15 protein-coding genes and 1 tRNA gene are annotated in these 22,307 nt (G+C 64.6%); 10 read left to right on the top strand and 6 right to left on the bottom strand.

Going from position 1 to position 22,307, the window contains the following annotated elements; all coding sequences use genetic code 11:
- Positions 1-205: 205 nt before the first annotated feature.
- Positions 206-655, bottom strand: a complete 450-nt coding sequence (locus GRF61_RS12565) for a MaoC family dehydratase (RefSeq protein WP_169150993.1) — start codon at positions 653-655, stop codon at positions 206-208.
- A gap of 388 nt (positions 656-1,043) precedes the next feature.
- Here GRF61_RS12565 and GRF61_RS12560 point away from each other — a divergent pair, with 388 nt between their 5' ends.
- The 7 genes from GRF61_RS12560 to GRF61_RS12530 all read left to right on the top strand — a co-directional run bounded on the left by GRF61_RS12560 (position 1,044) and on the right by GRF61_RS12530 (position 11,814).
- Positions 1,044-2,429, top strand: a complete 1,386-nt coding sequence (locus GRF61_RS12560; protein WP_169150992.1) for a TIGR03013 family XrtA/PEP-CTERM system glycosyltransferase — start codon at positions 1,044-1,046, stop codon at positions 2,427-2,429.
- 80 nt (positions 2,430-2,509) lie between these two features.
- On the top strand, positions 2,510-4,591 hold the full coding sequence (gene prsK / locus GRF61_RS12555) for an XrtA/PEP-CTERM system histidine kinase PrsK (protein ID WP_169150991.1): 2,082 nt from the start codon (positions 2,510-2,512) through the stop codon (positions 4,589-4,591).
- The gene (gene prsR / locus GRF61_RS12550; protein WP_169150990.1) at positions 4,581-5,939 is read left to right on the top strand and encodes a PEP-CTERM-box response regulator transcription factor; all 1,359 of its coding nucleotides are present in this window, start codon (positions 4,581-4,583) and stop codon (positions 5,937-5,939) included. The genes prsK and prsR overlap by 11 nt, the downstream gene beginning before the upstream one ends.
- A gap of 2 nt (positions 5,940-5,941) precedes the next feature.
- Positions 5,942-8,752, top strand: coding sequence for an XrtA/PEP-CTERM system TPR-repeat protein PrsT (gene prsT / locus GRF61_RS12545; RefSeq protein ID WP_169150989.1), 2,811 nt, complete (start codon positions 5,942-5,944; stop codon positions 8,750-8,752).
- 46 nt (positions 8,753-8,798) lie between these two features.
- Positions 8,799-10,079: a nucleotide sugar dehydrogenase gene (locus GRF61_RS12540; protein ID WP_169150988.1), complete on the top strand. Its 1,281-nt coding sequence runs from the start codon at positions 8,799-8,801 to the stop codon at positions 10,077-10,079.
- Positions 10,080-10,120: 41 nt separating this feature from the next.
- Positions 10,121-11,035, top strand: a complete 915-nt coding sequence (locus GRF61_RS12535) for a transglycosylase SLT domain-containing protein (RefSeq protein WP_169150987.1) — start codon at positions 10,121-10,123, stop codon at positions 11,033-11,035.
- 23 nt (positions 11,036-11,058) lie between these two features.
- Positions 11,059-11,814: a serine protease gene (locus tag GRF61_RS12530; protein ID WP_248281219.1), complete on the top strand. Its 756-nt coding sequence runs from the start codon at positions 11,059-11,061 to the stop codon at positions 11,812-11,814.
- Positions 11,815-12,281: 467 nt separating this feature from the next.
- Here GRF61_RS12530 and GRF61_RS12525 read toward each other — a convergent pair.
- Positions 12,282-12,356 (bottom strand) — tRNA-Arg (locus GRF61_RS12525).
- 12 nt (positions 12,357-12,368) lie between these two features.
- Complete coding sequence (locus tag GRF61_RS12520; protein WP_169150985.1) at positions 12,369-14,432, bottom strand: site-specific recombinase; 2,064 nt, start codon at positions 14,430-14,432, stop codon at positions 12,369-12,371.
- Positions 14,433-14,585: 153 nt separating this feature from the next.
- Between GRF61_RS12520 and GRF61_RS12515 the strand changes: the two genes are divergently transcribed.
- Positions 14,586-16,508, top strand: coding sequence for an ATP-binding cassette domain-containing protein (locus tag GRF61_RS12515; protein ID WP_169150984.1), 1,923 nt, complete (start codon positions 14,586-14,588; stop codon positions 16,506-16,508).
- Positions 16,509-16,562: 54 nt separating this feature from the next.
- Here the strand turns inward: GRF61_RS12515 and GRF61_RS12510 are convergent, their stop codons facing one another.
- From GRF61_RS12510 to GRF61_RS12500, 3 genes are all read right to left on the bottom strand, one after another.
- Positions 16,563-17,459, bottom strand: a complete 897-nt coding sequence (locus tag GRF61_RS12510) for a hypothetical protein (protein WP_169150983.1) — start codon at positions 17,457-17,459, stop codon at positions 16,563-16,565.
- Positions 17,460-17,469: 10 nt separating this feature from the next.
- On the bottom strand, positions 17,470-18,045 hold the full coding sequence (locus GRF61_RS12505; RefSeq protein ID WP_169150982.1) for a LemA family protein: 576 nt from the start codon (positions 18,043-18,045) through the stop codon (positions 17,470-17,472).
- A gap of 63 nt (positions 18,046-18,108) precedes the next feature.
- Positions 18,109-18,975, bottom strand: coding sequence for an HDOD domain-containing protein (locus GRF61_RS12500; protein ID WP_169150981.1), 867 nt, complete (start codon positions 18,973-18,975; stop codon positions 18,109-18,111).
- 174 nt (positions 18,976-19,149) lie between these two features.
- Between GRF61_RS12500 and GRF61_RS12495 the strand changes: the two genes are divergently transcribed.
- Together GRF61_RS12495 and GRF61_RS12490 are read left to right on the top strand one after the other, a co-directional pair.
- Complete coding sequence (locus GRF61_RS12495; protein WP_169150980.1) at positions 19,150-20,340, top strand: response regulator; 1,191 nt, start codon at positions 19,150-19,152, stop codon at positions 20,338-20,340.
- A gap of 48 nt (positions 20,341-20,388) precedes the next feature.
- Positions 20,389-22,302 (top strand): propionate--CoA ligase, encoded by a 1,914-nt coding sequence (locus GRF61_RS12490; protein WP_169150979.1) that lies wholly within the window; start codon positions 20,389-20,391, stop codon positions 22,300-22,302.
- The last annotated feature ends 5 nt before the right edge of the window (positions 22,303-22,307 follow it).

Below are 22,307 nucleotides of genomic sequence, written 5' to 3'. Positions count from 1 at the left end.
CCGAACAGGACCGTGAAACAAGACCGCGCCGATGATAGTGAGATGCGCTCTCGTGAAAGTAGGTCATCGTCAGACTAACTATTTAAAAAGCCCCTGCAGAACTCTCTGCAGGGGCTTTTTGCTTTGCCGCCGGCTTTGCGCTGGCATTACAAAATGCCCGCCCCCGCAAGCCAGGAGCCCCTGAGAGCCCCCGACCGCATTCCCCTTAGTCACGCTTGGGAATCAGCAACTCCGCTTCCCCCGTCAGCACCACCGTTTCCCCGACCCGGCATTCCGTCAAAAACACCGCACGCCGCTTCTCCACGTTCAGCCGCTCAACCGTCACGCGCGTTACAACTGTAGCCCCGATTTTCACTGGAGCTTTGAACTTCAGATTCTGCGAGAGATAGATGCAACCCGGACCGGGCAGTTTGGTTCCGAAGACTGCAGAAATATACGCAGCTGACAGCATGCCGTGAGCAATTCGTTCTTTGAACATGCTGGCAGCTGCAAATTCTGCGTCGAGGTGCACGGGATTGGTGTCGCCAGATACGCCGGAGAAGAGAAGTAGGTCGGCGTCTGTCACGGTATGTGAGGATACGGCGGTCTGCCCGATGAAGAGCTCTTCAAACTGGAAACCATAGAGCTCGGTGAAGTCGCGGGTACTCTGCGGCATGGAAGCGTCCTCATGAATTGTGGATGTGGGGCATGCGGGGAGGCATGCGGCACCGCGTCTCATCATACTGATTTTATCCTCACTCTCTTTGCGACGAATCAAGCTTCGCAAGGCCGGAGGAAAAGCACAGGCCGTCGCGTAAAGGGTCAATGCAGCTGTGCTATCATTGCCGCCTTTCATGCCCCCCCAAGACGCTAAATTTATAAAAATCAATCTGTTATGGGTTGAATCATCTGTCGTGTAATGGCGTTGTGATCACCGTGACCGGTTTAACGTAACTGTTGCTTTTATTCCAGTAAGGTGTGGGTCTCTGGGCTAAGAATGGCTTGTGCACGCTACATCGTTGTCTGAGATGTGAGTTGTGCGTCGCCGCAAAACGAGGAAAACCATGCTGAAAGTGTTCAGCCACTACTTCCCCTCCCACACGCTTCAGCAGATCCTTTTCGACGCTTTCTTGCTGTTTGTTGCTGTCCTGGTGGCGGTGGTCATGCAACTGAATACCGAGAGGGTGCAGTGGTACACGATCGTGCCTTCAGCGTTGTCATTTGCGCTGTTGATGGTGGTCCTCAATTCTGCAATGGGCCTTTACCGACCCTTGGCGAGTGAGTCACACAAGAACGCGCTGACCAGGGTTTTGCTTTCTATCGTAGTGAGTATCCCGGTCGCTTACGGGATTTTCGGACTGCTGCCTTGGGAGGGGGTTGCCTCCGAGGCAATGCAGGTTTCGGTGTTGCTGCTACTGGGCTTTGTGCTCTCGATGCGTGGTTTGGTCAATCGGCGCCGGGCATCTTCGCTTTTTGCTCCCCGGGTGTTGATCATCGGAACGGGGACTGATGCGGTTGCGGTGCAGCGTGCGCTCACGCATCCGGTCCAGAGTGGCATGGAGATTGTGGGATTCTTCTCTCCCAGCGGAGAGGACACGATCGAAGTCGACACCCGTAAGGTTTTGGGGCGCGGGGAGCGCCTCCTTGATGTGGTTCGCAAAAACAGGGTCAATGAGATCATCGTGGCGTTGAGGGAACGTCGGGGGGGCGTTTTGCCTTTGCATGAGTTGCTGGACTGCAAGCTCTCCGGTGTGCAGGTGATTGATCTCTCTTCCTTCTTCGAGCGGGTGCAAGGGCAGGTTCGGGTGGACTCCTTGCGGGCGAGTTGGTTGATCTATGGCGACGGCTTCAGGCAGGGGATGGGACGGACCATCGTAAAGCGCTGTTTCGATCTGGCTGCTGCGACCTTGCTTCTGATACTTGCCTTTCCGATCATGCTGGTGACGGCATTGCTCATCCTGATCGAGGATGGCGCTCCTGTCTTTTATCGGCAGGAGCGTGTGGGATTCGGGGGACGTGTTTTCCGGGTGATCAAGTTCAGGAGCATGCGTACCGACGCTGAGAAGGATGGCAAGCCTCGCTGGGCGTCCTCCAACGATGATCGGGCAACCCGCGTAGGGCGAGTCATCCGCAAGTTGCGAATCGATGAACTACCCCAGCTGTTCAACGTGTTCGTAGGCGACATGAGTCTGGTGGGACCGAGGCCTGAGCGGCCTTACTTCGTCGATCAGTTGGCTAAAGAGATTCCCTTCTACGCAGTTCGTCATTGCGTCAAACCGGGAGTCACCGGCTGGGCGCAGGTGCGTTACCAATACGGCTCGTCTGTAGACGATGCAATTCAGAAGTTGCAGTACGACCTCTACTACGTGAAGAATCACACTCTGGTATTGGATACCTTGGTGCTGTTCGAGACGGTGCGGGTGGTGTTGACGGGCGAAGGGGCGCATTGAGCGTCCGTCGAGAATGAGGGCCGGCACGGTGAGCAAGCCGATGCGTCCGGCGTAACAAGATAGGGTTGGCGGAGGGAAACGTGGCGGAGGTAGCGATCTGGGGCTACGGGCTCTCCGCCTTCACTTATCTGTGTTTCGGCCTTTACTTGTTCTTCGCCTGGCGAGGAGGGAGGCCTGGTGGACTGCTGATACTGGCCGTGGTGGTCTCCTGTGTCTGGGCCGCCGGCAGTAGCCTCGTTGCCCACACATCTGCCGCATGGCTGTTCGAACTGGTGCGCCTGCTGGACATTGGGCGGGGGGCCAGCTGGTTCGCTTTCATCCTGGTCCTTCTGCGTCCTCTCGGTGCGGGCAGGACGAAGTGGCCGGTTCTGGCCGCCGCAGGAGTGATCGCCGCCCAACTGCTTGTGATTGCGGCCGGCATGCTGGATCTGCTGCCTGCCGACAGCGTGGTCGGCTTCTCCATCGCCACCTTTCTCATGCAGGCCATCCTTGGTCTGGTCCTTGTCGAGCAGTTGTTTAGGGCATTGCCGGTGGAGTCCCGGTGGGGGTTCAAGCCCTTGTGCCTTGCGCTTGGCGCGGGCTTCATGTTCGATCTCTACCTTTTCGCTGACGGCTTTCTCTTCAGCCGGCTTGACCCCGACGTCTGGGCGGTACGAGGGGTCGCCCATGCGCTGCTGATTCCTCTTGTCGCGCTGTCGGCTACGCGCAATCCTGCCTGGACCCTGCGGATGTCGATGTCGAGGGAGATGGTTTTCCACTCGACGGCGTTGGTGGGCACCGGTGTCTATCTCCTCGTCATCGCGGCTGCGGGCTACTACGTTCGTTACTTCGGAGGGGACTGGGGGCGGGCGCTGCAGTTGACCTTGCTGTTCGCCGGCCTGGTCCTTCTGGGCGTTTTTGTCTTCTCCGGCGCGCAGCGTGCCCGGTTGCGGGTGTTGCTGAACAAGCACCTCTTCCCTTATCGCTATGACTATCGGAACGAGTGGCTGAGATTTACTCAGGCCATATCTTCGGCGGGGGATGGTCTGGACCTGGGCCAGACGGTGATCAAGGCTCTTTCCGATCTGGTGGAGAGCCCGGGCGGCGGGCTGTGGTTGAGGGACGGCAACGGTCGCTACCTGATGCATTCCCGATTGAATCTGGCGGTGTCTGCAGCGATAGAGTCGGCGGACTCGCCCCTCTGCCGCTTCTTGGACGAGCGGGCCTGGGTAATCGATCTGGAGGAGTACCGAAGCAGGCGCATGCAGTACCAGGGCCTGGTTTTGCCGGACTGGCTTTCTTCCATCGCCGAGGCCTGGTTGGTGATTCCGCTCAAGAGCACCAGTGGCCTGGTGGGATTCGTGGTGCTGAATGCGCCGCGGGCACGGTTCGAAATCGACTGGGAGGTTCTCGATCTGCTGAAGACCGCGCAGCGCCAGGCAGCGAGTTACCTGGAGCGAATGCAGGCTGCGGAAGCCTTGCTGGAGGCCAGGAAGTTCGAGTCCTTCAACCGGATGTCGGCCTTTGTCGTCCATGACCTCAAGAATCTGGTTGCGCAGCTTTCGCTGATGCTGAAGAACGCGGAGCGACACAAGCACAACCCCGCTTTCCAGGAGGACATGCTGGAGACGGTCGCGCATGTGGAGTCCCGCATGCGGATACTGATGACCCAGTTGCAGGAAAAGCGCTCCATCGATCCGGCGCGCGTGGTGGACCTCGCCGCCATGGCCGAGCATGTCAAGCAGGTGAAGCGCGCCTTGTTGCCACCAGTCGAAGTGCATAGGGAGGGCGCCGGTTCGGCCGAGGTGATTGCCCATCCTGAGCGGCTGGAGCGGGTGGTAGGACACTTGGTACAAAATGCCCTGGACGCTACGCCGGAGGATGGTAAGGTGTCGATCCGGCTGAATACCGGTCATGCGGACCGGGTGCGTGTCGTCGTCGAGGACAGCGGTTGCGGCATGTCGGCGGCCTTCCTGCGGGAACGGCTGGCGAGGCCGTTCCAGACGACCAAGGCGAGCGGGATGGGGATCGGGGTCTACGAAACCCAGCAATACATCACCGAACTGGGCGGGGCCATCCACTTCGATAGCGAAGAAGGGCGCGGCACGCGGGTGACCATCGATTTGCCGGCCGCGCGTCATGCCGGGGCCGCGAAGGACGGAGTGGAGAAACATGTCGGATAAGCCTCGCACGCTGTTGATCATCGAGGATGATCCGGCGCTGCAGAAGCAGATGAGGTGGGCCTTCGATGCGTTCGAGACGGTCGTCGCCGACGACCGTGAAAGCGCGCTGGCCCAACTGCGCAGGCACGAGCCCGCTGTCGTCACCATGGACCTCGGATTGCCGCCGGCGCCCGACGACGTTACCGAGGGCTTCCGGCTGCTTGGCGAGATTCTGGCGCTTGCACCGGACACCCGGGTCATCGTGCTCACCGGCCAGCACGACCGGGAGAACGCGGTGCGGGCGGTGGGAATGGGGGCCTACGATTTCTTTGCCAAGCCCTTCGAACCTGAACTGCTGACGTTGACGATAGAGCGCGCTTTCCGGCTCTACGATCTGCAACTGGAGAACGTGCGGCTGAAGGCCCAGCAGGGGAGCGCGCTGGCTGGCCTGCTGACGCGCGATCCGATGATGCTCAAGGTGTGCCGCACGGTGGAGAAGGTGGCGTCGGCTTCTGTTACGGTGGCCTTGCTCGGCGAGAGCGGAACCGGCAAAGAGGTGCTGGCGCGTGGGCTGCATGCGCTCTCCCCGCGGGCCAAGGAGCGTTTCGTCGCCATCAACTGCGCCGCCATTCCGGAGACGCTCCTTGAAAGCGAGTTGTTCGGCTACGAGAAGGGCGCCTTCACTGGCGCGGTGAAGCAGACTCCCGGAAAGATCGAAACCGCCAACAAGGGCACGCTGTTCCTCGATGAAATCGGCGATCTGCCGATGCCGCTGCAGGCCAAGCTGCTGCGCTTCCTCCAGGAGCGGGTGGTGGAGCGCATCGGCGGGCGGGAGGAAATTCCGGTAAATGTCCGCGTGGTGTGCGCGACCCACCGCGATCTCAAGGCCCAGATCCAGGCCGGTGCCTTCCGTGAAGACCTCTATTACCGGTTGGCGGAAATCGTCATCGACATTCCGCCTCTGCGGGAACGCGAGGGCGACGCGATGTTGCTGGCGCATGCCTTCGTCCAGCGTTTCGCCAAGGAGAACGGTCGGGGCTCGCTGCACCTGGCCGAAGACGCGCTGGCAGCGATAGAGGCGCACCCTTGGCCGGGCAATGTGCGCGAGCTCGAGAACTGCCTCAAGCGGGCGGTCATCATGGCCGACGAGAACCGCATCACCGCGGACGACCTGGGCCTGGCTTCCGCGGAAGAAGAACTGGAGCACCTGAATCTGCGCCACGTCCGCGACGAGGCGGAGCGGCGCGCGGTAGTGCGCGCTCTGGCTCGGACCAATGGCAACATCGTCAAGGCGGCCGAGGTGCTGGGCATCAGTCGGCCGTCGCTGTACGACCTCATGAATCGCTTCGGATTGAAGAAGGAGAGTTGAGCATGCGTTCGCAACGTTCCGGGCGTGCCCTGCAAAAGCATCCCTCGCTCGGCGGTGCCGTCGCCGCGGCTTGCCTCTCGGTGGCCTTGCTGGCGGGCTGTGGCGACGACCCGCAGGCCATGGTTGCTTCCGCCAAGACTTACCTGGAGAAGAAGGACTACAACGCGGCGGGCATCCAGCTGAAGAATGCCCTGCTGGAAGAGGCCGACCTGGCCGAAGCCCGCTACCTGCTCGGCAAGGTCTACCTGGAGCAGGGCGACGCTTTCGCCGCGGTAAAGGAATTGAAGCGCGCTGAGGAACTGGGTTATTCATCCGATGCGGTGGCGCCGGAACTGGCAAGGGCCCTGTTGCGCAGCGGTGATTTCGACGGGGTGCTGAAGAGCTACGCTGAGCGCAAGCTGCCGGAAGCTGGCGCCCAGGCCCGCCTGCTTGCCGCCGTTGGCGACGCCCGCATGGCCAAGGGCGATATCGCCGCAGCCAGGAGTGCTTATGAAGCTGCCCTGGCGGCGGATGCCTCGGTCTATCCGGCGCGCATCGGCCTCGGGCGGACGAGGCTGGCTGGCGGTGACATCGTTGGTGCCAGGGCTGAGGCAGAAGCCGTGGCCAGGCAGGAGCCGGGCGCGCCGGAAGCCCATGCACTGCTGGCGGAAACCTGGCTGGCGGAAAGGCGCCCGGATGAGGCGGTGGCGGCGCTGGATGCGGCAGTCGCAGCCCGGCCCAGTGCGCTTTCCTATCACTTCAGGTTGGTGTCGCTGCTGCTCAGCATGAACAAGCTGGACGAGGCCAAGGAAAGGCTTGCGGCGATGAAGAAGGCAGCGCCGGCGCACCCGTCCACCCGCTACCTGCAGGCCTTCGTGGATTTCCGCGAAGGACGTTTCCAGGAGGCAAGGAACGGCGTCCAGCTGGTTCTCAAGGGTACCCCGGATTACCTGCCTGCTCACCTGCTGGCTGGCAGTGTCCTGGTGCGTCTCAATGACTACGTCGCTGCGCGCCCGCATCTGAACAAGGTGCTGGAGCGGGCGCCTCAGCAGCCCCTCGCGCGCCGGCTGCTGGTGGCTTCTTACCTCGGCTCCGGGGAGTCCGTGCGGGCACTGGAGGCCCTGCAGCCCTTGCTGCAGCAGGCGCAGCAGAGCGAGGACGCCAGCCTGATGGCGCTGGCCGGGCAGGTTTATCTCGCCAATGGTGATTTCGACGCCGCCGAGTCCTACCTCAGCCGGGCGGTTTCCAAATCGCCGAACGACGCGACGAACCGAGCCCGCCTGGGTGTCGCGAAGATGGCGGGCGGCGATACCGACGGCGCCTTCGCGGACCTGGAGGCGGCTTCCAGCCTCGACCAGAGCACCGCCCAGGCGGACCTGGCGCTGGTATTCGCTCACATGCGGCGTGGCGAGTACGACAAGGCGCTGGCGGCGCAGAAGGAACTGGAGCGCAAGGAGCCGAACAATCCGCAGACATACAACCTGAAGGGCGGGGTCTTCCTGGCCAAGAAGGATTTTGCCGAGGCCCGGCAAGCCTTCGAGAAGGCAGTGTCCATACAGCCTAGCTACCTGCCGGCGATCACCAACCTGGTCAGGTTGGACCTACAGGACAAGAAGCCGGCGGAGGCGAAGGCGCGTTACGAGAAGCTGATCGCCCAGGAGCCGCGCAATGGCGATGCGCTGGTCGCACTTGCCGAGGTGCAGCGGGCTACCGGTTCGTCGGCTGCAGAAGTGCTTTCCACGTTGGAAAAGGCTGCCGCAGCGGCGCCTGCCGCAACCGGACCGAAGATTGCCCTGATCCAGCAACATCTGCGCATGCAGCAGCCCAACAAGGCCTTGGGTATCGCCCAGACGGCGGTCACGGCCAACCCGACCGACGTGCCCGCGCTGGAGGTTCTGGCGCACACCCAGCTGGCCGCGGGCGACCGGCAGCAGGCCATCTCCTCGTTCACCAAGCTGGTTTCGCTGCAGCAGCAGGCCCCGGGGCCCTTGGTGGACCTTGCTGAAGCGCAGCGCCTGGCTGGAGACCTGACGGGCGCCGAACAAAGCCTGCAGCGCGCCCTCGCGATCCAGCGCGATCACCTGCTCGCGTCCCAGCGCCTGGTCACCCTGCGCCTGCAGGCCGGCAACCAGGAGGGCGCGCTGGCGCAGAGCAAGCGCATGCAGCAGCAACATGCCGACAACCCGCTGGGCTACCTGCTGGAGGGCGATGCGCGCATGAGCGCAAACCAGTGGACCGAGGCCGCAGCCGCGTATCGCCGCGCATTCGACCAGGGCCAGAGTGCAGAGGTGGTGAACAAGCTGCATTCCGCGCTGAGCCGCGCCGGTCGGAAGGCCGAGGCGGACAAGGTCACGTCCAGCTGGCTTGCGGCTCGCCCGCGCGATCTCACCGTGCTGGGCTACCTGGGTGAAACCGCCCTGTCCGAGCGCCGTTATGCCGAGGCCGCGCGGTACTTCAAGAGCATGCTGGAAGTGGCGCCCGACAATGTACTCATCCTGAACAACCTCGCTTGGGTTGCCAATGAGATGAAGGATCCGGCCGCGCTGGCTTATGCGGAGCGGGCCCTGGCCGCCGAGCCGAACAATCCGGTGGTGCTGGACACGGTCGGCAACATCGAGATCAATGTCGGCAAACAGGATGCTGGTATCGCCAAGCTTGCCAAGGCGGTTTCCTTGGCGCCGGATCTCGCCCAACTGCGGCTGAATCTGGCGAAGGCCTATGTGAAGGCTGGCCGGAAGGGCGAAGCGAAGAAGGAAATCGACACCTTGCTGACCACGGCCAGGGACGGCTCGCCGCTGCAGGCCGAAGCGCGCGAGCTGGCCAAGACGCTCTAATTGCAGATCAACGAATAACGCCTATTGCTTTGAAAGGATTGTTGTCATGACCACCATTGCCGTCATCGGTCTGGGTTACGTCGGCCTGCCGCTTGCCGTGGAGTTTGGCAAGAAGTTCAAGACGCTGGGATTCGACCTCTCGGTGGAGAAGGTTGCCGCCTACCGGGATTTCGTCGATCCCACCGGCGAAGTCAGCAGCGACGACCTGAAGGCGGCCAGTCAGCTCTCCTGCCACACCGACCCGACCGTGCTCCGCGATGCGGATTTCCTCATCGTGGCGGTGCCGACGCCAGTGGACGAAGCGCACCAGCCCGATTTCACGCCGCTGGTGAGGTCCTCCGAAACGGTGGGGCGCAACCTCAAGAAAGGCGCCATCGTCGTCTTCGAGTCGACCGTTTATCCGGGCGCGACCGAAGAGGTCTGCATCCCTATCATCGAGCGGGAGTCGGGCCTGACCTGGAAGAAGGATTTCTTCGTCGGCTACTCGCCGGAGCGGATCAACCCGGGCGACAAGGAGCGTACTGTCACCCGTATCGTCAAGGTGGTTTCGGGCGACACCCCGGAGACGCTGGCAAAGGTGCAGGAAACCTACGGCGCAGTCATCACCGCCGGCGTATATCCGGCCAGCTCGATCAAGGTCGCCGAGGCCGCCAAGGTCATCGAGAACACCCAGCGCGACCTCAACATCGCGCTGATGAACGAGCTGTCGGTGATCTTTCACCGTATCGGCATCGATACCCTGGAGGTGCTCAAGGCCGCCGGCACCAAGTGGAACTTCCTGCCTTTCCGTCCCGGCCTTGTCGGCGGCCACTGCATCGGCGTCGATCCCTACTACCTGACCCACAAGGCGGAGATGCTGGGCTATCACCCCCAGGTCATCCTCGCCGGCCGCCGCATCAACGACGGCATGGGCAAGTTCGTGGCCGAGCAGACGGTGAAGCAGATGATCGCCGCCGGCTCCAGCATCAAGGGCGCCAACGTCATCGTGCTGGGGCTGACCTTCAAGGAGAACTGCCCTGATCTGCGCAACAGCAAGGTCATTGACGTGATCCGCGAGCTGGAAAGCTACGGCTGCAAGGTTCACGTACACGATGCGGTTGCCGAGGCGGCCGAGGCGGTCCACGAGTACGGTGTGAACCTGGTCGATTGGGATGCGCTGCCGATGGCGGATGCGATCGTGGCGGCCGTGTCGCACCAGGCCTACCTGGAAATGCCGGTGAAGGGGCTGCTGGCGAAGCTCAAGCCTGGCGGCGTATTTACCGATGTGAAGTCTTCCTACGATCCCGCGGCGCTCGCGGCCGAAGGCGCCGTGGTCTGGCGGCTCTGACCCGACCTGTCGCGCGCGTCCAGGTCATGGGCGGAGGGGGCATGAATAGGCGCAAGTGGCGGCTCGTCTTTGGCGGTGCAGCCCTTACGCTCTGGCTGCAATCCGCTTGTGCGGCTGACGACGAAGCCGTCGCCCAGGCCTTTGCCCAGCATGCGCGTTATCTCGCCGAGCTCGCCGTCCGCTACGAGCACGGGGAAGGCATGCCCCGCGATGCTTCGCATGCCGCTGCACTGTATTGCGAGGCGGCCAGGCTGGGCGATGCGGAGGCGATGCATGCGCTGGGCTGGATGTACGCCAACGGCCGCGGGCTGGAGCGGAATGACGAGTACGCCGGCACGCTCTTCGCGATGGCGGCTTTCCTCGGCAACACCCAGTCGGAACGCCTGATGCGCTTCACCGGGCCTTACACCGGCGCGACGCCCGACTGCCTGCTGACGCCGCCGGAACTGCTGCTGGCCGAGTCGCGGGTCGACGACGTCATCGACGCGCTGCCGCCGGAGCGGCAGCGGGTTGCCCGCCTGCTGGTGCAGCATGCGGGCGAGTACGGAATACAGCCGCGCTTCGCGCTGGCGATTGCGCTCACTGAGTCCAATCTGAACCCCGCCGCGCTGTCGCCCAAGAGCGCGATGGGGGTCATGCAGCTCATCCCGGAGACGGCGGAGCGCTTCAATGTGAAGCGGCCCTATGACGCGGAAGAGAACATCAAGGGCGGGTTGGCCTATTTGCGCTGGCTGCTGGCCTACTTCCGCGGCGACATCGCTCTGGTTGCGGCTGGCTACAACGCAGGCGAAGGCGCGGTGGACAAGTACCGGGGCGTGCCTCCCTATCCGGAAACGAAAATGTACGTGCAACGCATCCTGAGCTTCGTCCGCCACCAGAGCCATCCCTACGATGCCCGGGTGGTTGCACCGAGCGCAGCCTTCCCCGCCGTCCTGGCCGCCGGGGATACGCTTTGAGCAGCGCCACCCGGCGGCAGGCCCTGCTTTTCGGGGCGGGGGTGCTGTTCTCAGGCTTTTGGGCGCCCGCGCTGCGTGCAGAGCTGGTGGATGCGATTCCACGGATCAAGGCCTCGGTCGTCGGCGTGGGCACCTATCAACGCACGCGCAGCCCGGCCTTCCGCTTTCTCGGCACCGGCTTTGCCGTGGGCAATGGCCGCCTGATCGCCACCAACGAGCATGTGCTGCCGGAGAAGCTGGCGACCGAGCAGATGGAAATGTTGGTCGTGGTGCTGCCGGGAGATGAGCAGGTCAGCCATATGAGGCCTGCGTCCCGGGTAGCGGTGGACCGCAATGCCGATCTGGCGCTGCTGCGAATGGATGGCGAGCCGCTGCCCGCCTTGCCGCTCGCGCCCGAGCATTCGGTGCGCGAGGGGCAGGAGATCGCCTTCACCGGCTTTCCCATCGGCAACGTGCTGGGCATGACGCCGGTCACTCACCGCGGCATCGTCTCCGCGATCACTCCCATCGGTATTCCGCAGGCCAACTCCCGGGCGCTGAATCCGGCGTTGATCCGCCGGCTCTCCGGCGACGTCTTCCGCGTCTATCAATTGGATGCCACCGCTTACCCCGGAAACAGTGGCAGCCCCTTGTTCGACCCGGAGTCGGGCGCAGTGGTCGGCGTGGTCAACATGGTGTTCGTCAAGTCCACCAAGGAAAGCGTGTTGAGCGATCCGTCCGGGATCACCTACGCGATTCCGGTGGAACACCTGAGAGCACTGCTGGACAACGCGAGGTAAGAGGCCACCGGGCCGTGCGCCGGCCCTGCAGCCCTGGCTCCGCAATGTCCTGACCACTGCGGGCGTATGGCCGACCTCTCTCGAGGGGCTTTCCCCCACCTCGTCGCGCGCTGGCGCGTTCCCATGCAGTTCTTGCCGCCTTCCGGTAAGCCTTGCATCTCCAGGCGTAGCCCGGCTGCTGCGGGAGATAGTTCACCGCGCCTTTGCGATGCGGCCGAAGGCCGGATACCTCGACGAGGAATACCGATTGCCGGACGTCAGGTCGGGCTCCCCAGCGTGTCGGCATTTACCTACTTCCGCCGGAGAAGAAGTAGGCGCGCGCATCAGGAGCCGAGGCAGCAGGATTCCGTGGATGGCGCCGCGAGGCTCACGTCAGAAGCATGGCTGAAAGGCCAAGGGGAGAGGGGGAGGCCAGGGGGAGTCTGGCGCTCGTCCCCTGTTTGCCGGAATGAGGAGTCGGCGATGACTGGTCCCCCCGCCGGGAATCGAACCCAGATCTAGCGCTTAGGAGGCGCTCGTTCTATCCATTGAACTACGGAGAGGCGGGCGGCATTCTAGCCTTTTGGCGGCTGCGGACCAAGCGGATCGGCGGCGGTGGCTTCGGCGGAGTCGGCTGGTCTGCCCTGGCTGCGCGGAGGCAGCAGGAAGTCCTGTGGCCGGGTGAGCAGGCGCTTCAGCAGCAGGCGGCCCAGGGTGCGGCGCTGGGCGAAGGTAATGTGGCGGGCGCGCATCGCCACGTTCAGAGTCAGGGCGAAGCTCACCGTCAGGTTGACCACCCCGATCAGCAGTACGCCCAGGAGGGCGATGCCGACCATCTGCAGTGGCAGGGCGAACTCGCTGCCGGCAACCGCGTAGCCGACGTAGGCGGAGGAGAAGGCGATGTGGCGGATGTCCAGCGGCAGGCCGAACAGCACGCCCAGCGCGGTGGCACCGCCGAGCAGGAAGCCGAAGAAGAAGTTGCCCGCGAGCGCACCCAGGTTGTTCTCTACGTAGCGTGCAATGCGGTCCATGCGGGCTTCGCCCAGCAGGCGGCGCGGTCTGCGCAGTTGCCGCAGGCGCTCGGGGATGCGGTTGTAGGCGGAGAGATTGTCGTAGTAGCCGGCAATCAGGCCGGAGAGGAAGAGGCAGACTCCGGCCACGGCGGCGAAGAACAGCGCGCCGCTGCGCGGGTCGGCGTCATGCAGCAGGTGCCGGGCTTTCTCGGTGTCGACGAAGGGTGTGCCGGTGGCCGACTGGATCAGCAGCCCGAGGCAGATCGCCAGCGGAATGGCCACGCCGACGTTGCCGAGGATGGCGGCGATCTGGCTGCGTACGGTACGGGTGATGAGGTCGGCCAGGTCCTCCAGGTTGCGGCTCTTGCCGCGGGCCTCGCCGATGGAGGCTGCGATGGCGTTGGCCGTCATCGCCGGCTGCTTGGTGGCGACGGTGCCGCCTACCATGTGGATGAGCACGAAGCCGAGGCCGTAGTTGAGGCAGAAGGCCAGTGCTTCGTTCAGCGGCGCCATGCCCTGGCGGCTGAGCACGAGCTTGAGCGCGGCCATGCAGGCGATGATGACGCCGCCCAGCGCAGCCGAACCCATCATGCCGAAGTACTCGCCGCGGGTGGAGGTGATGTAGCGCTCGCCCGTCTTGCTGGCGCTCTCGGTCATCCGCAGCGACAGCAACTCCACGTTCTGGCCCCAGTAGTCCGACAGCCGGTTGCGCCGGCATTCAGCGTGTACCAGCGCCTTGAACAGCGGGATGACGCGCGGCAGGGCGCCGCGGATGTCTTCCTGTTCGCGCAGGGTGTCCAGGAGGCGCAGCAATTCGGCGATGCGCTCCAGGTGCTGGCGCAGGCGTTCCAGCTTGAAGGTGAGGGTCAGGCTGGTGCCCAGCTTGGTCGCCCGGCGGCGCACCCGCTGCAGTACTTCGTCGCACTGGTCCAGCATGACCCGCAGGTGTTTGTCGTCTGCCGGATCTGGGGCGATGCGGCGCCAGTGGTCCCGGTATTGGTCGAGGTAGGCCAGCAGTTCCGCATTCTGGGCGAGGAAGGGGGATTCGTACTCTTCGAGGTCGGGATCCACCCGCACCAGCTCGGGGTCCAGCCCGATGGCGGAGACATGAAAGGAGAGCACCCGCAGCGCTTCGATGAGCTCGTCCATCACCGGGGGCAGTTCCCGCTCCCCGGACGATGCGGGCGGCGAGTCGGGCGTGGCCAGCAGGGCCTGCAGGAAGTCCAGCCACAGCTCGTCGCTGAGGGCATTGACCCACAGCTCGTCGTCGCTGCGGTGAAAGACCACCGCCAGCACGTCTTTCATGTAGGCGGTGTCGATCACATTGGGCAGCAGCCGGTCGGCAATCCGCCTGGCGGTCTCGGAGAAAAAGCCGGTGGAGGGCAGCAGGCCGGACGAGACATAGAGCGAAACCTGCTTGCGTTCGCGGAACAGGCGCAGCAGGGCCGCGTGCATGGGTTCCACCAGGTCCGGCCGGCGGGACAGCAGATGAGTCAGCGCGCGCAGCTTCTCCGCCGCTTCGTCCGGCCGGCTGGCACGGCGCGGCCGCAGGTGGGCCACCAGACGGACCCAGGGCGCGATCTCATCCCCGTCGGCCACCTTGAATCCCGACAACAATTCTTCCATTCATATCCTCTACTTAGCCGCGTCTGCATCGCGGCGGTGGGCCAGCGGGGCGCGCACGGCGACCCTTGCGCGCGGCGGCGGAGGCGTGCCCCCATGGTAGCAGCCCGTTAGAATCCGGCCTTTCCCCTCTTCCTACCTCTTTCGAGCCCGCCGATGCCCCTGCTGTCCGTTGAAAATGCCTGCCTCGCCTTCGGCCACGTTGATCTGCTGGACCGGGCGGACTTCCAGCTTGATGCCGGCGAGCGGGTGGCGCTCATCGGCCGCAACGGCTCGGGCAAGTCCAGCCTGCTGCGGGCACTTGCCGGCCAGGCCGCGCTGGACGACGGTCAGGTCTGGCGCGAGCCGGGACTGGTGACCACGTATGTGCCGCAGGAGGCGGATTTCCCGCTGGACCGCGATGTATTTGCCACCGTGGCCGACGGCCTGGGCGACGCCGCCCGCCTGCTGGTCGAGTACCACGACGCGATGCATGCGGTGGCGGAGCAGGGCGACGCCGAGGCGCTGGAGCGGCTGGAGCGCTTGCAGGCAGCGGTGGAGGCTGCCGACGGCTGGCAGCTCAACCGGCGGGTGGAGCATATGCTCGCCCGTCTCGGACTGTCGGCCGACGCAAAGGTTGCCAGCCTCTCCGGTGGTGGGGTGAAGCGAGTTGCGCTGGCGCGGGCGCTGGTTGCCGAGCCGGAACTGCTGCTGCTGGACGAGCCGACCAACCATCTGGATATCGACGGCATCCTGTGGCTGGAAGGGCTGATCCGCGACTTCCGCGGCGCGGTGGTGGTGATCACCCACGACCGCGTCTTCCTCGACAATGTCGCCACCCGCATCATCGAGCTGGACCGCGGCCGGCTCGCCAGCTACCCCGGCCGCTACAGCGACTACCAGCGGCGCAAGGCGGAGGAACTGGAGTCGGAGGACAAGGCCAACGCCCGTTTCGACAAAATGCTGGCGCAGGAGGAGGTGTGGATACGCAAGGGCGTGGAAGCCCGCCGCACCCGCAACGAAGGCCGGGTGCGCCGCCTGGAGGCGCTGCGGCGCGAGCGCTCGGCGCGGCGCGACCGCCTCGGCAACGTCAGCCTGGCGGTGGATCGCGGCGAGCAGAGCGGCCAGATGGTGGCCGAGCTGCATGGTGTCACCAAGCGCTATGGCGGCCGCGCAGTGGTGAAGGATTTTTCCACCCGCATCCTGCGCGGCGACCGCATCGGGCTGCTTGGCCCCAATGGCGCCGGCAAGACCACGCTGCTGAAACTCATCCTCGGCGAGATCGAGCCGGACGAGGGCTCGGTGCGCCGTGGCACCCGGCAGACGGTGGCCTATTTCGACCAGCTGCGCGCCCAGCTGGACCCGGAGCTGCCGCTGACCGAGGTGATCAGCCCGGGCTCGGAGTACGTCGAGATCGCCGGCGAGCGCAAGCATGTGATCGGTTATCTGGGCGATTTCCTGTTCGCGCCGCAGCGCGCGCGCTCGCCGGTGAAATCGCTCTCCGGCGGCGAGCGCAACCGCCTGCTGCTGGCGAGGTTGTTCGCCCGCCCGGCCAACATCATGGTACTGGACGAGCCGACCAACGACCTCGACATTGAAACCCTGGATCTGCTGGAGGAACTGCTTGCTGCCTACGACGGCACCTTGTTCCTGGTCAGCCACGACCGCGCCTTCCTCGACAACGTGGTCACCCAGGTGATTGCGGCCGAGGGTGACGGTGAATGGGGCGAGTATGCCGGTGGCTACGGCGATTGGCTGCGAGTGCAGACGGCGCGCGAGGCGCAGAAGCAGGAAACTCAACGCCAGCAGCCTGCGCCCAAGGCGGCCCCCGCCGCGCCCCCCAAGCCGGCGGCGCAGAAGCCGGCCAAGCTCTCCTATAACGAGCGGCGTGAGCTGGAGAGCCTGCCGGACAAGATCGCTGCGCTGGAGGCGGAGCAGGCCAGCCTGCATGCACGGCTGGCGGACCCGGCGCTGTACCAGGAGGCGCCCCAGGAGGTCGCCCGCTGCAAGGACAGGCTGGACGCGCTGGACGGCGAGATCGAAGCCGCCATGCTGCGCTGGGAAGCGCTGGAGACGCGGGCTGCGGAAGCCGGCGGCTGAGGAGGCCTGCAGGCTCGCCGGGCGAGGTGGCGAGCGTGTTCCGTCTGCCGCGCATCAAGCCTGGGAGAGCCAGGCGACCGCCGCCGCGCTGCCAAGGAAGACGCTGAGGTGCAGCGCTGACCACCAGCGGTAGCGTCGTGCGATGCGCGCCGGATCCAGATCGGAGATGAGGTACAGCCGGCCATCATCCGGCTTGCGCATCACATGGGCCTCCGGTGAAGCGAGCACCTCCTGGCGCTGCTTCGCCACCTCGCGCTTGGCCTGGGCACGGGCTAGCTCCCACTCCTTCAGGCTGATCTGGCCATCGCCATCGAGGTCGAAGCGGGCAAGCAGGCGCCGGTGGTCCTGTTTCCATTCGGCGAGGAGATCGCGCACCTGAGCGGCGGTGTCCAGCTCCGGCGTGATGCTGCCCAGCGTGTGGAAATCGCCCAGCACATAGATGGGGTCGTGACGCAGCAGGCACCACTGGACCTGCCGGATGTCGCCACGCTCCACCGTGTCCTGCCGCCGCACCAACATTTCCGCCCCCTCGGGATCGACCGCGCAGACGCCGCTCGCATCCCGCAGCAGGAAGGAGGCATCGCTCTCGTCCGTGTGGGCATGCACCCATTTGCGATCGTTGTTGCGGTGGTAGGTGGCGAGGCGGTACCAGATTACCGGCAGCCCGGTGAGCGGAGACAGCACCGGCGTGCCCGCCAGCGGCTCGCCGTGGCCGCGTAGTTCCACGTAGCCCTGGGCGGCGGAGCCCACCCGGGAGGTGGGGGTGTCCAGGATGAGCCGGGCGTGCTGCAGCGTGCGCAACCAGCCAAAGAGGCCGCAGGCCAGCAGCAGGGCGATTGCGAACAGGCTGGCCTGGCTGCGGGGGCCGACATGCAGGATGAAGGCGACCAGGCCGAACTGGATGGAGGGCAGCGCGACGTTCAGGCCGTCGCGCCGCAGGCGCACGAGCATGGGAGGCGGCTCAGGTGCCGAACAGCGCCTTCACGTCTACGTCCGCCTTCTCCACACTGGCGAACTCCAGCAGCGGCTGCGGCGGGAACTGGAACAGGCGGGCGAGCAGCAGATCGGGAAACTGCTCGATGCGCACGTTGTGCAGATTGACAGACTCGTTGTACCACTCGCGCCGGTCGGCGATACCGTTCTCCAGTGCGGTGATGCGGCTCTGCAACTGCATGAAATGCTCGTTGGCCTTCAGCTCCGGATAGGCCTCGGCGACGGCGAAGATCTGGCCCAGGCCGCCGCGCAGCAGGCCTTCGGCCGCCCCCAGCGCCGGCAAGTCATGCTGCTCGCGGGCGGCGGCGACGCGGGCGCGTGCCTCGGTGACGCGGGCCAGGGTTTCGCTCTCGAACTGGCGGTACTGCTTGCATACCTCGATCAGTTTCGGCACCTCGTCGTGGCGCTGCTTGAGCAGCACGTCGATGTTGGCCCAGGCCTTGGCTACGTTGTGCTTCAGCCGGACCAGGCCGTTGTAGATGACGACGCCGTAGGCCAGGGCGACCACGACGATGCCGAGCAGCAGGGCGGAAGAGACGCTCATGAAGACTCCGTGTTCAACCCGGGGATCATATACGCAAGCGCCCTGCGAGAGCGCCCTTACTGCTCACTCCGGCTGCGACGCCTCGGGCAGGAAGCGGGCCATGGCCTCTTCCGGTACGTTCAACCGGTGCAGCAACTGCTCCCGGCCCAGCGGCAGCAAGCGTTCGATGGCGTCGATGTCATCCGGCAAGGCGGGGTCATCCCAGCCGTGGGCGACATGGCGAGCGAAGTCGGCGGCGAGCTTGATGGTGCGCACCCGCGGATGTTCGCCCTGGGTTTCGTCCAGCAGTTGCACCAGCAGCTGCGGCAGCGTCCAGGCGTGGATCAGGGCCAGCTGGATTTCCCGCGCGGTGGCGCCGAACACGGCGCGCTGGGCGGTGGCGCTACGCAACTGGCGGTCCGCGAGCTGCAGGCTGTAGACACGGCGGGTCAGCTCCGGCGCGAACACCCAGCAGACGATCTCGGTGGCCTCGCGCAGCAGCGCCGCCACCGTGATCTCGTCCACATCCAGGTCGTGGCGCACGATGGCCCAATCGCGGGCGTAATGGGCGGCGCGGCGGGCGCGGCCGATGACCTTGAGCACGCCGATGAGTGCCTGTGGATGCGCCGCCAGCGTGTCTTCCACCGTAGGCATCCGGGTGAAGGTGTTGAAGAAGGGGCCCAGGCCCATCATCATCACCGCCCGGTCTATGGTGGTGATGTCGTGGTTCTGCGAGCTGCGGCGGTGGCTTTCGAGATGAGTCAGCAGCTTCATCGTCATCAGCGGATCCGCCAGCACGACAGCGGCGATGCGCTTGCCGCTCACGGTGTCCATCTCGGCGCGCAGCGCTTCGAGATCCTTGACCGTCCGCCGCAGCACCGGAAGCGGCTGGCGGGAGAAGTGCTCGACGTAGGCATCGACTGTTTCCAGGGGCTGCGTGAGCAGGGGCATGGCGGCGAACCCAAGATGATCTTGTTGAATTATCGGTCGCATAGGGGCGGATTTGAAGTGCGGGCGGGCTGCCGGGCCGACTATGGCTTTTCGCTATAATCTGGCGCATCCTCGTCATCCGTCCGCGGCTCCGTCCGGATCGGCCATTGCCCCACAGGAAAGTCTGTTCCCGCCATGAGTGCCGAAGAAACTCCGCAGTTGCCGAAAGTCCTGATTGTTGACGACTCACGCATGGTGCGGGCCTCCATCATCAAGCATGTGCGGGGGCGTTTCGCGGTGCGCGAGGAGGCTGATGGCGAGGCAGGCTGGCAGGCGCTGCTGGTGGATCCCGAGATCCAGGTCGTCCTTACCGACATTGGCATGCCGCAGCTGGACGGGTACGGCCTGCTGGAGCGCATCCGCAGCTCCAAACTACAGCGGGTGCACGAGATGCCGGTGGTGATCATTTCCGGCGACGAAGACGACGACGCCCGCATCAAGGCGATGCAGCTGGGCGCGAACGATTTCATCACCAAGGGCATAGGCAGCGTCGAGCTGGTCGCCCGCCTGGATTCCCTGACCCACCTCGCCCAGACCCGCCGCGAGCTGGCGGAGAGCCGGGCGGCACTGGCCTCCCAGAGCCCGGTAGACCCCAGCTCCGGGCTGCTCAGCGAGTCCTACCTCAACTGGCATGGCGAGCAGGAAATGGCGCTCGCCAAGCGCCAGCGTTCCGAGATCTCGGCGATGGTCATCGAGATCGACCATTACGAGCAACTGGTGGAATGGCATGGCGCCCATGTAGCCCAGCTCATTACCCGCAAGCTCTCCAAGATTCTCTCCACCCGTGTCCGCAAGGAAGATACGGTGGCGCAACTGGCGCCCTCCCAGTTCGCGGTGCTCACGCCCAGCACCGATGTCGCCGGCTGCTGCGCCTTCGCCCTGCGCCTGCAGAAGGCGATGGAAAAGCTGGTGATGACCTACCGCGAAGAGCGCATCCGCATCAGCATCACCATCGGCATCTCCGGCTCGGCGGTGGATGGGCTGCACAGTGTCAGCGAGCTCATCGATGTCGCCGTGAAACGAGTGCGCGAAGGCGCTGCCGCCGGCGGCAACCGGGTGGTGGCCGAGCGCGGCGAAGTGGACCACTCGATGGTGGAACGCCAGCTCAGACAAGCAGTAAGCATCGATCACGCCCTCCTGCAGATTCGCGCCGGCGGTGAAGCCGAAGTGGCCGAACGCTTGCCGGATGTCATCACAACCCTGCTGCCGCTGCTGGAATTGGTAGAATCCCGACTTCACATCGGGCTACCGATCATGCAGCTCAAGAAGTACGACAAAGAGCGGGGCACCGGTGATGACGTGGAGGGTAGCCAGACCTCCATTTGAGAGCAGCAGGACCACGGCGGCTGAGGGGCCGCCGTACGCCATTCGCAAATGAGGAAGGGAGAGGTGCTCATGACGACCTACCAGGCGTTCCATCGCCGGTCGATAGACCAGCGTGACGAATTCTGGGCCGAGCAGGCACGTTTGATTCATTGGAACAAGCCGGCTGAACAGATCTGCGATTTCTCGCGACCGCCTTTCGTAAAGTGGTTCAAGGGCGGGGAAACCAATCTTTGCTACAACGCGGTGGACAGGCACGCGGCCAAACGGCCGGACGCACGTGCCCTGATCTACATTTCCACCGAAACCGGTGAGGAGACGATCTACTCCTACGCCGAGCTGCAGCGCGAAGTCGAGCGCATGGCGGCGATCTATCAGGATCTGGGCGTAGGCAAGGGCGACCGCGTCCTGATCTACATGCCGATGATCCCGCAGGCCTGCTTCGCCATCCTGGCCTGCGCCCGCATCGGCGCCATTCACTCGGTGGTCTTCGGCGGCTTTGCCGCAGGCTCGCTGGCGACCCGCATCGACGACGCCAGGCCCAAGCTCATGGTCAGTGCGGACGCCGGCATGCGCAACGGCAAGCCAGTGCCCTACAAGCATCTGCTGGACGAAGCCTGCAAGCTGGCCGAATTCCCGCCGCAGAGGGTGCTCATCGTCGATCGTGGGCTGGACAAGGGCTTCCCGCGGGTGGCCGGCCGCGACGTCGATTACGCCGAGCTGCGCGAGAAGCACCTGGACGCCACGGTGCCGGTGACCTGGGTGGAAAGCTCGGAGCCAAGCTACATCCTCTACACCTCCGGCACCACCGGCAAACCCAAGGGCGTGCAGCGCGACACTGGCGGTTATTGTGTGGCGCTGGCGGCGTCCATGCAGCACATCTACACCGGTGGCGAAGGCGAGACAATGTTCACCACCTCGGACATCGGCTGGGTGGTGGGCCACAGCTACATCATCTACGCGCCGCTGATCGCCGGCATGGCGACCATCATGTACGAGGGTACGCCGCTGCGGCCGGATGCCGGCATCTGGTGGAGCATCGTCGAGAAGTACAAGGTCAGCGTGATGTTCTCGGCACCGACGGCGGTGCGGGTGCTGAAGAAGCAGGATCCTGCCTTCCTCAAGAAGTACGATCTCTCATCGCTCAAGCATCTCTTCCTCGCTGGCGAGCCGCTGGACCAGCCGACTCATGAATGGATCATGGGCGAACTCGGCATCCCGGTGATCGACAACTACTGGCAGACCGAGACCGGCTGGCCGATGCTGGCCGCGGTACGCGGCGTGGAGAAGACGCCGATCAAGTTCGGCAGCCCCAGCTTCCCGGTCTACGGCTACGACTTGCGCATCTTCCGCGAGGACGGCAGCGAGTGCGGGCCGGGCGAGAAGGGCATCGTCGGCGTGGTGCCGCCGCTGCCGCCGGGCTGCCTGTCCACCGTCTGGGGGCAGGACGAGCGCTTCGTATCCACCTACTTCAGCCTGTTCACCAACCCGGTTGTGTATTCCTCCTCGGATTGGGGCATCAAGGACGAACAGGGTTACCACACCATCCTCGGCCGCATGGACGACGTCATCAACGTTGCCGGACATCGCCTGGGAACGCGTGAGATCGAAGAGGCGGTGCAGGGCCATAACGCCATCGCCGAAGTGGCGGTTGTCGGCGTGCATGACGAATTGAAGGGGCAGACGCCGATGGCCTTCGCGGTGGTGAAGGATGCCAGCCGTATCGACAGTGCGGAGAAGCGGGCAGCGCTGGAGAAGGAGGTGATGAAGGCGGTGGATGACAGCCTGGGCGCCATCGCGCGACCGGCGCGGGTCCATTTCATCAGCGGCCTGCCGAAGACACGTTCCGGCAAGATGCTGCGCCGCTCCATCCAGGCGCTGGCCGAAGGGCGGGATCCGGGCGATCTGACGACGATAGACGATCCCAGCACGCTGGATCAGATTCGCGCTGCATTGGCTGGTTGAGCGCC

Source organism: Azoarcus sp. TTM-91 (assembly GCF_012911025.1).
In the GTDB taxonomy this organism is placed as follows: Bacteria; Pseudomonadota; Gammaproteobacteria; order Burkholderiales; family Rhodocyclaceae; genus Azoarcus.
The sequence above is the reverse complement of the archived record's forward strand: the minus strand, read 5'-3'. Positions and strand labels throughout refer to the sequence as shown.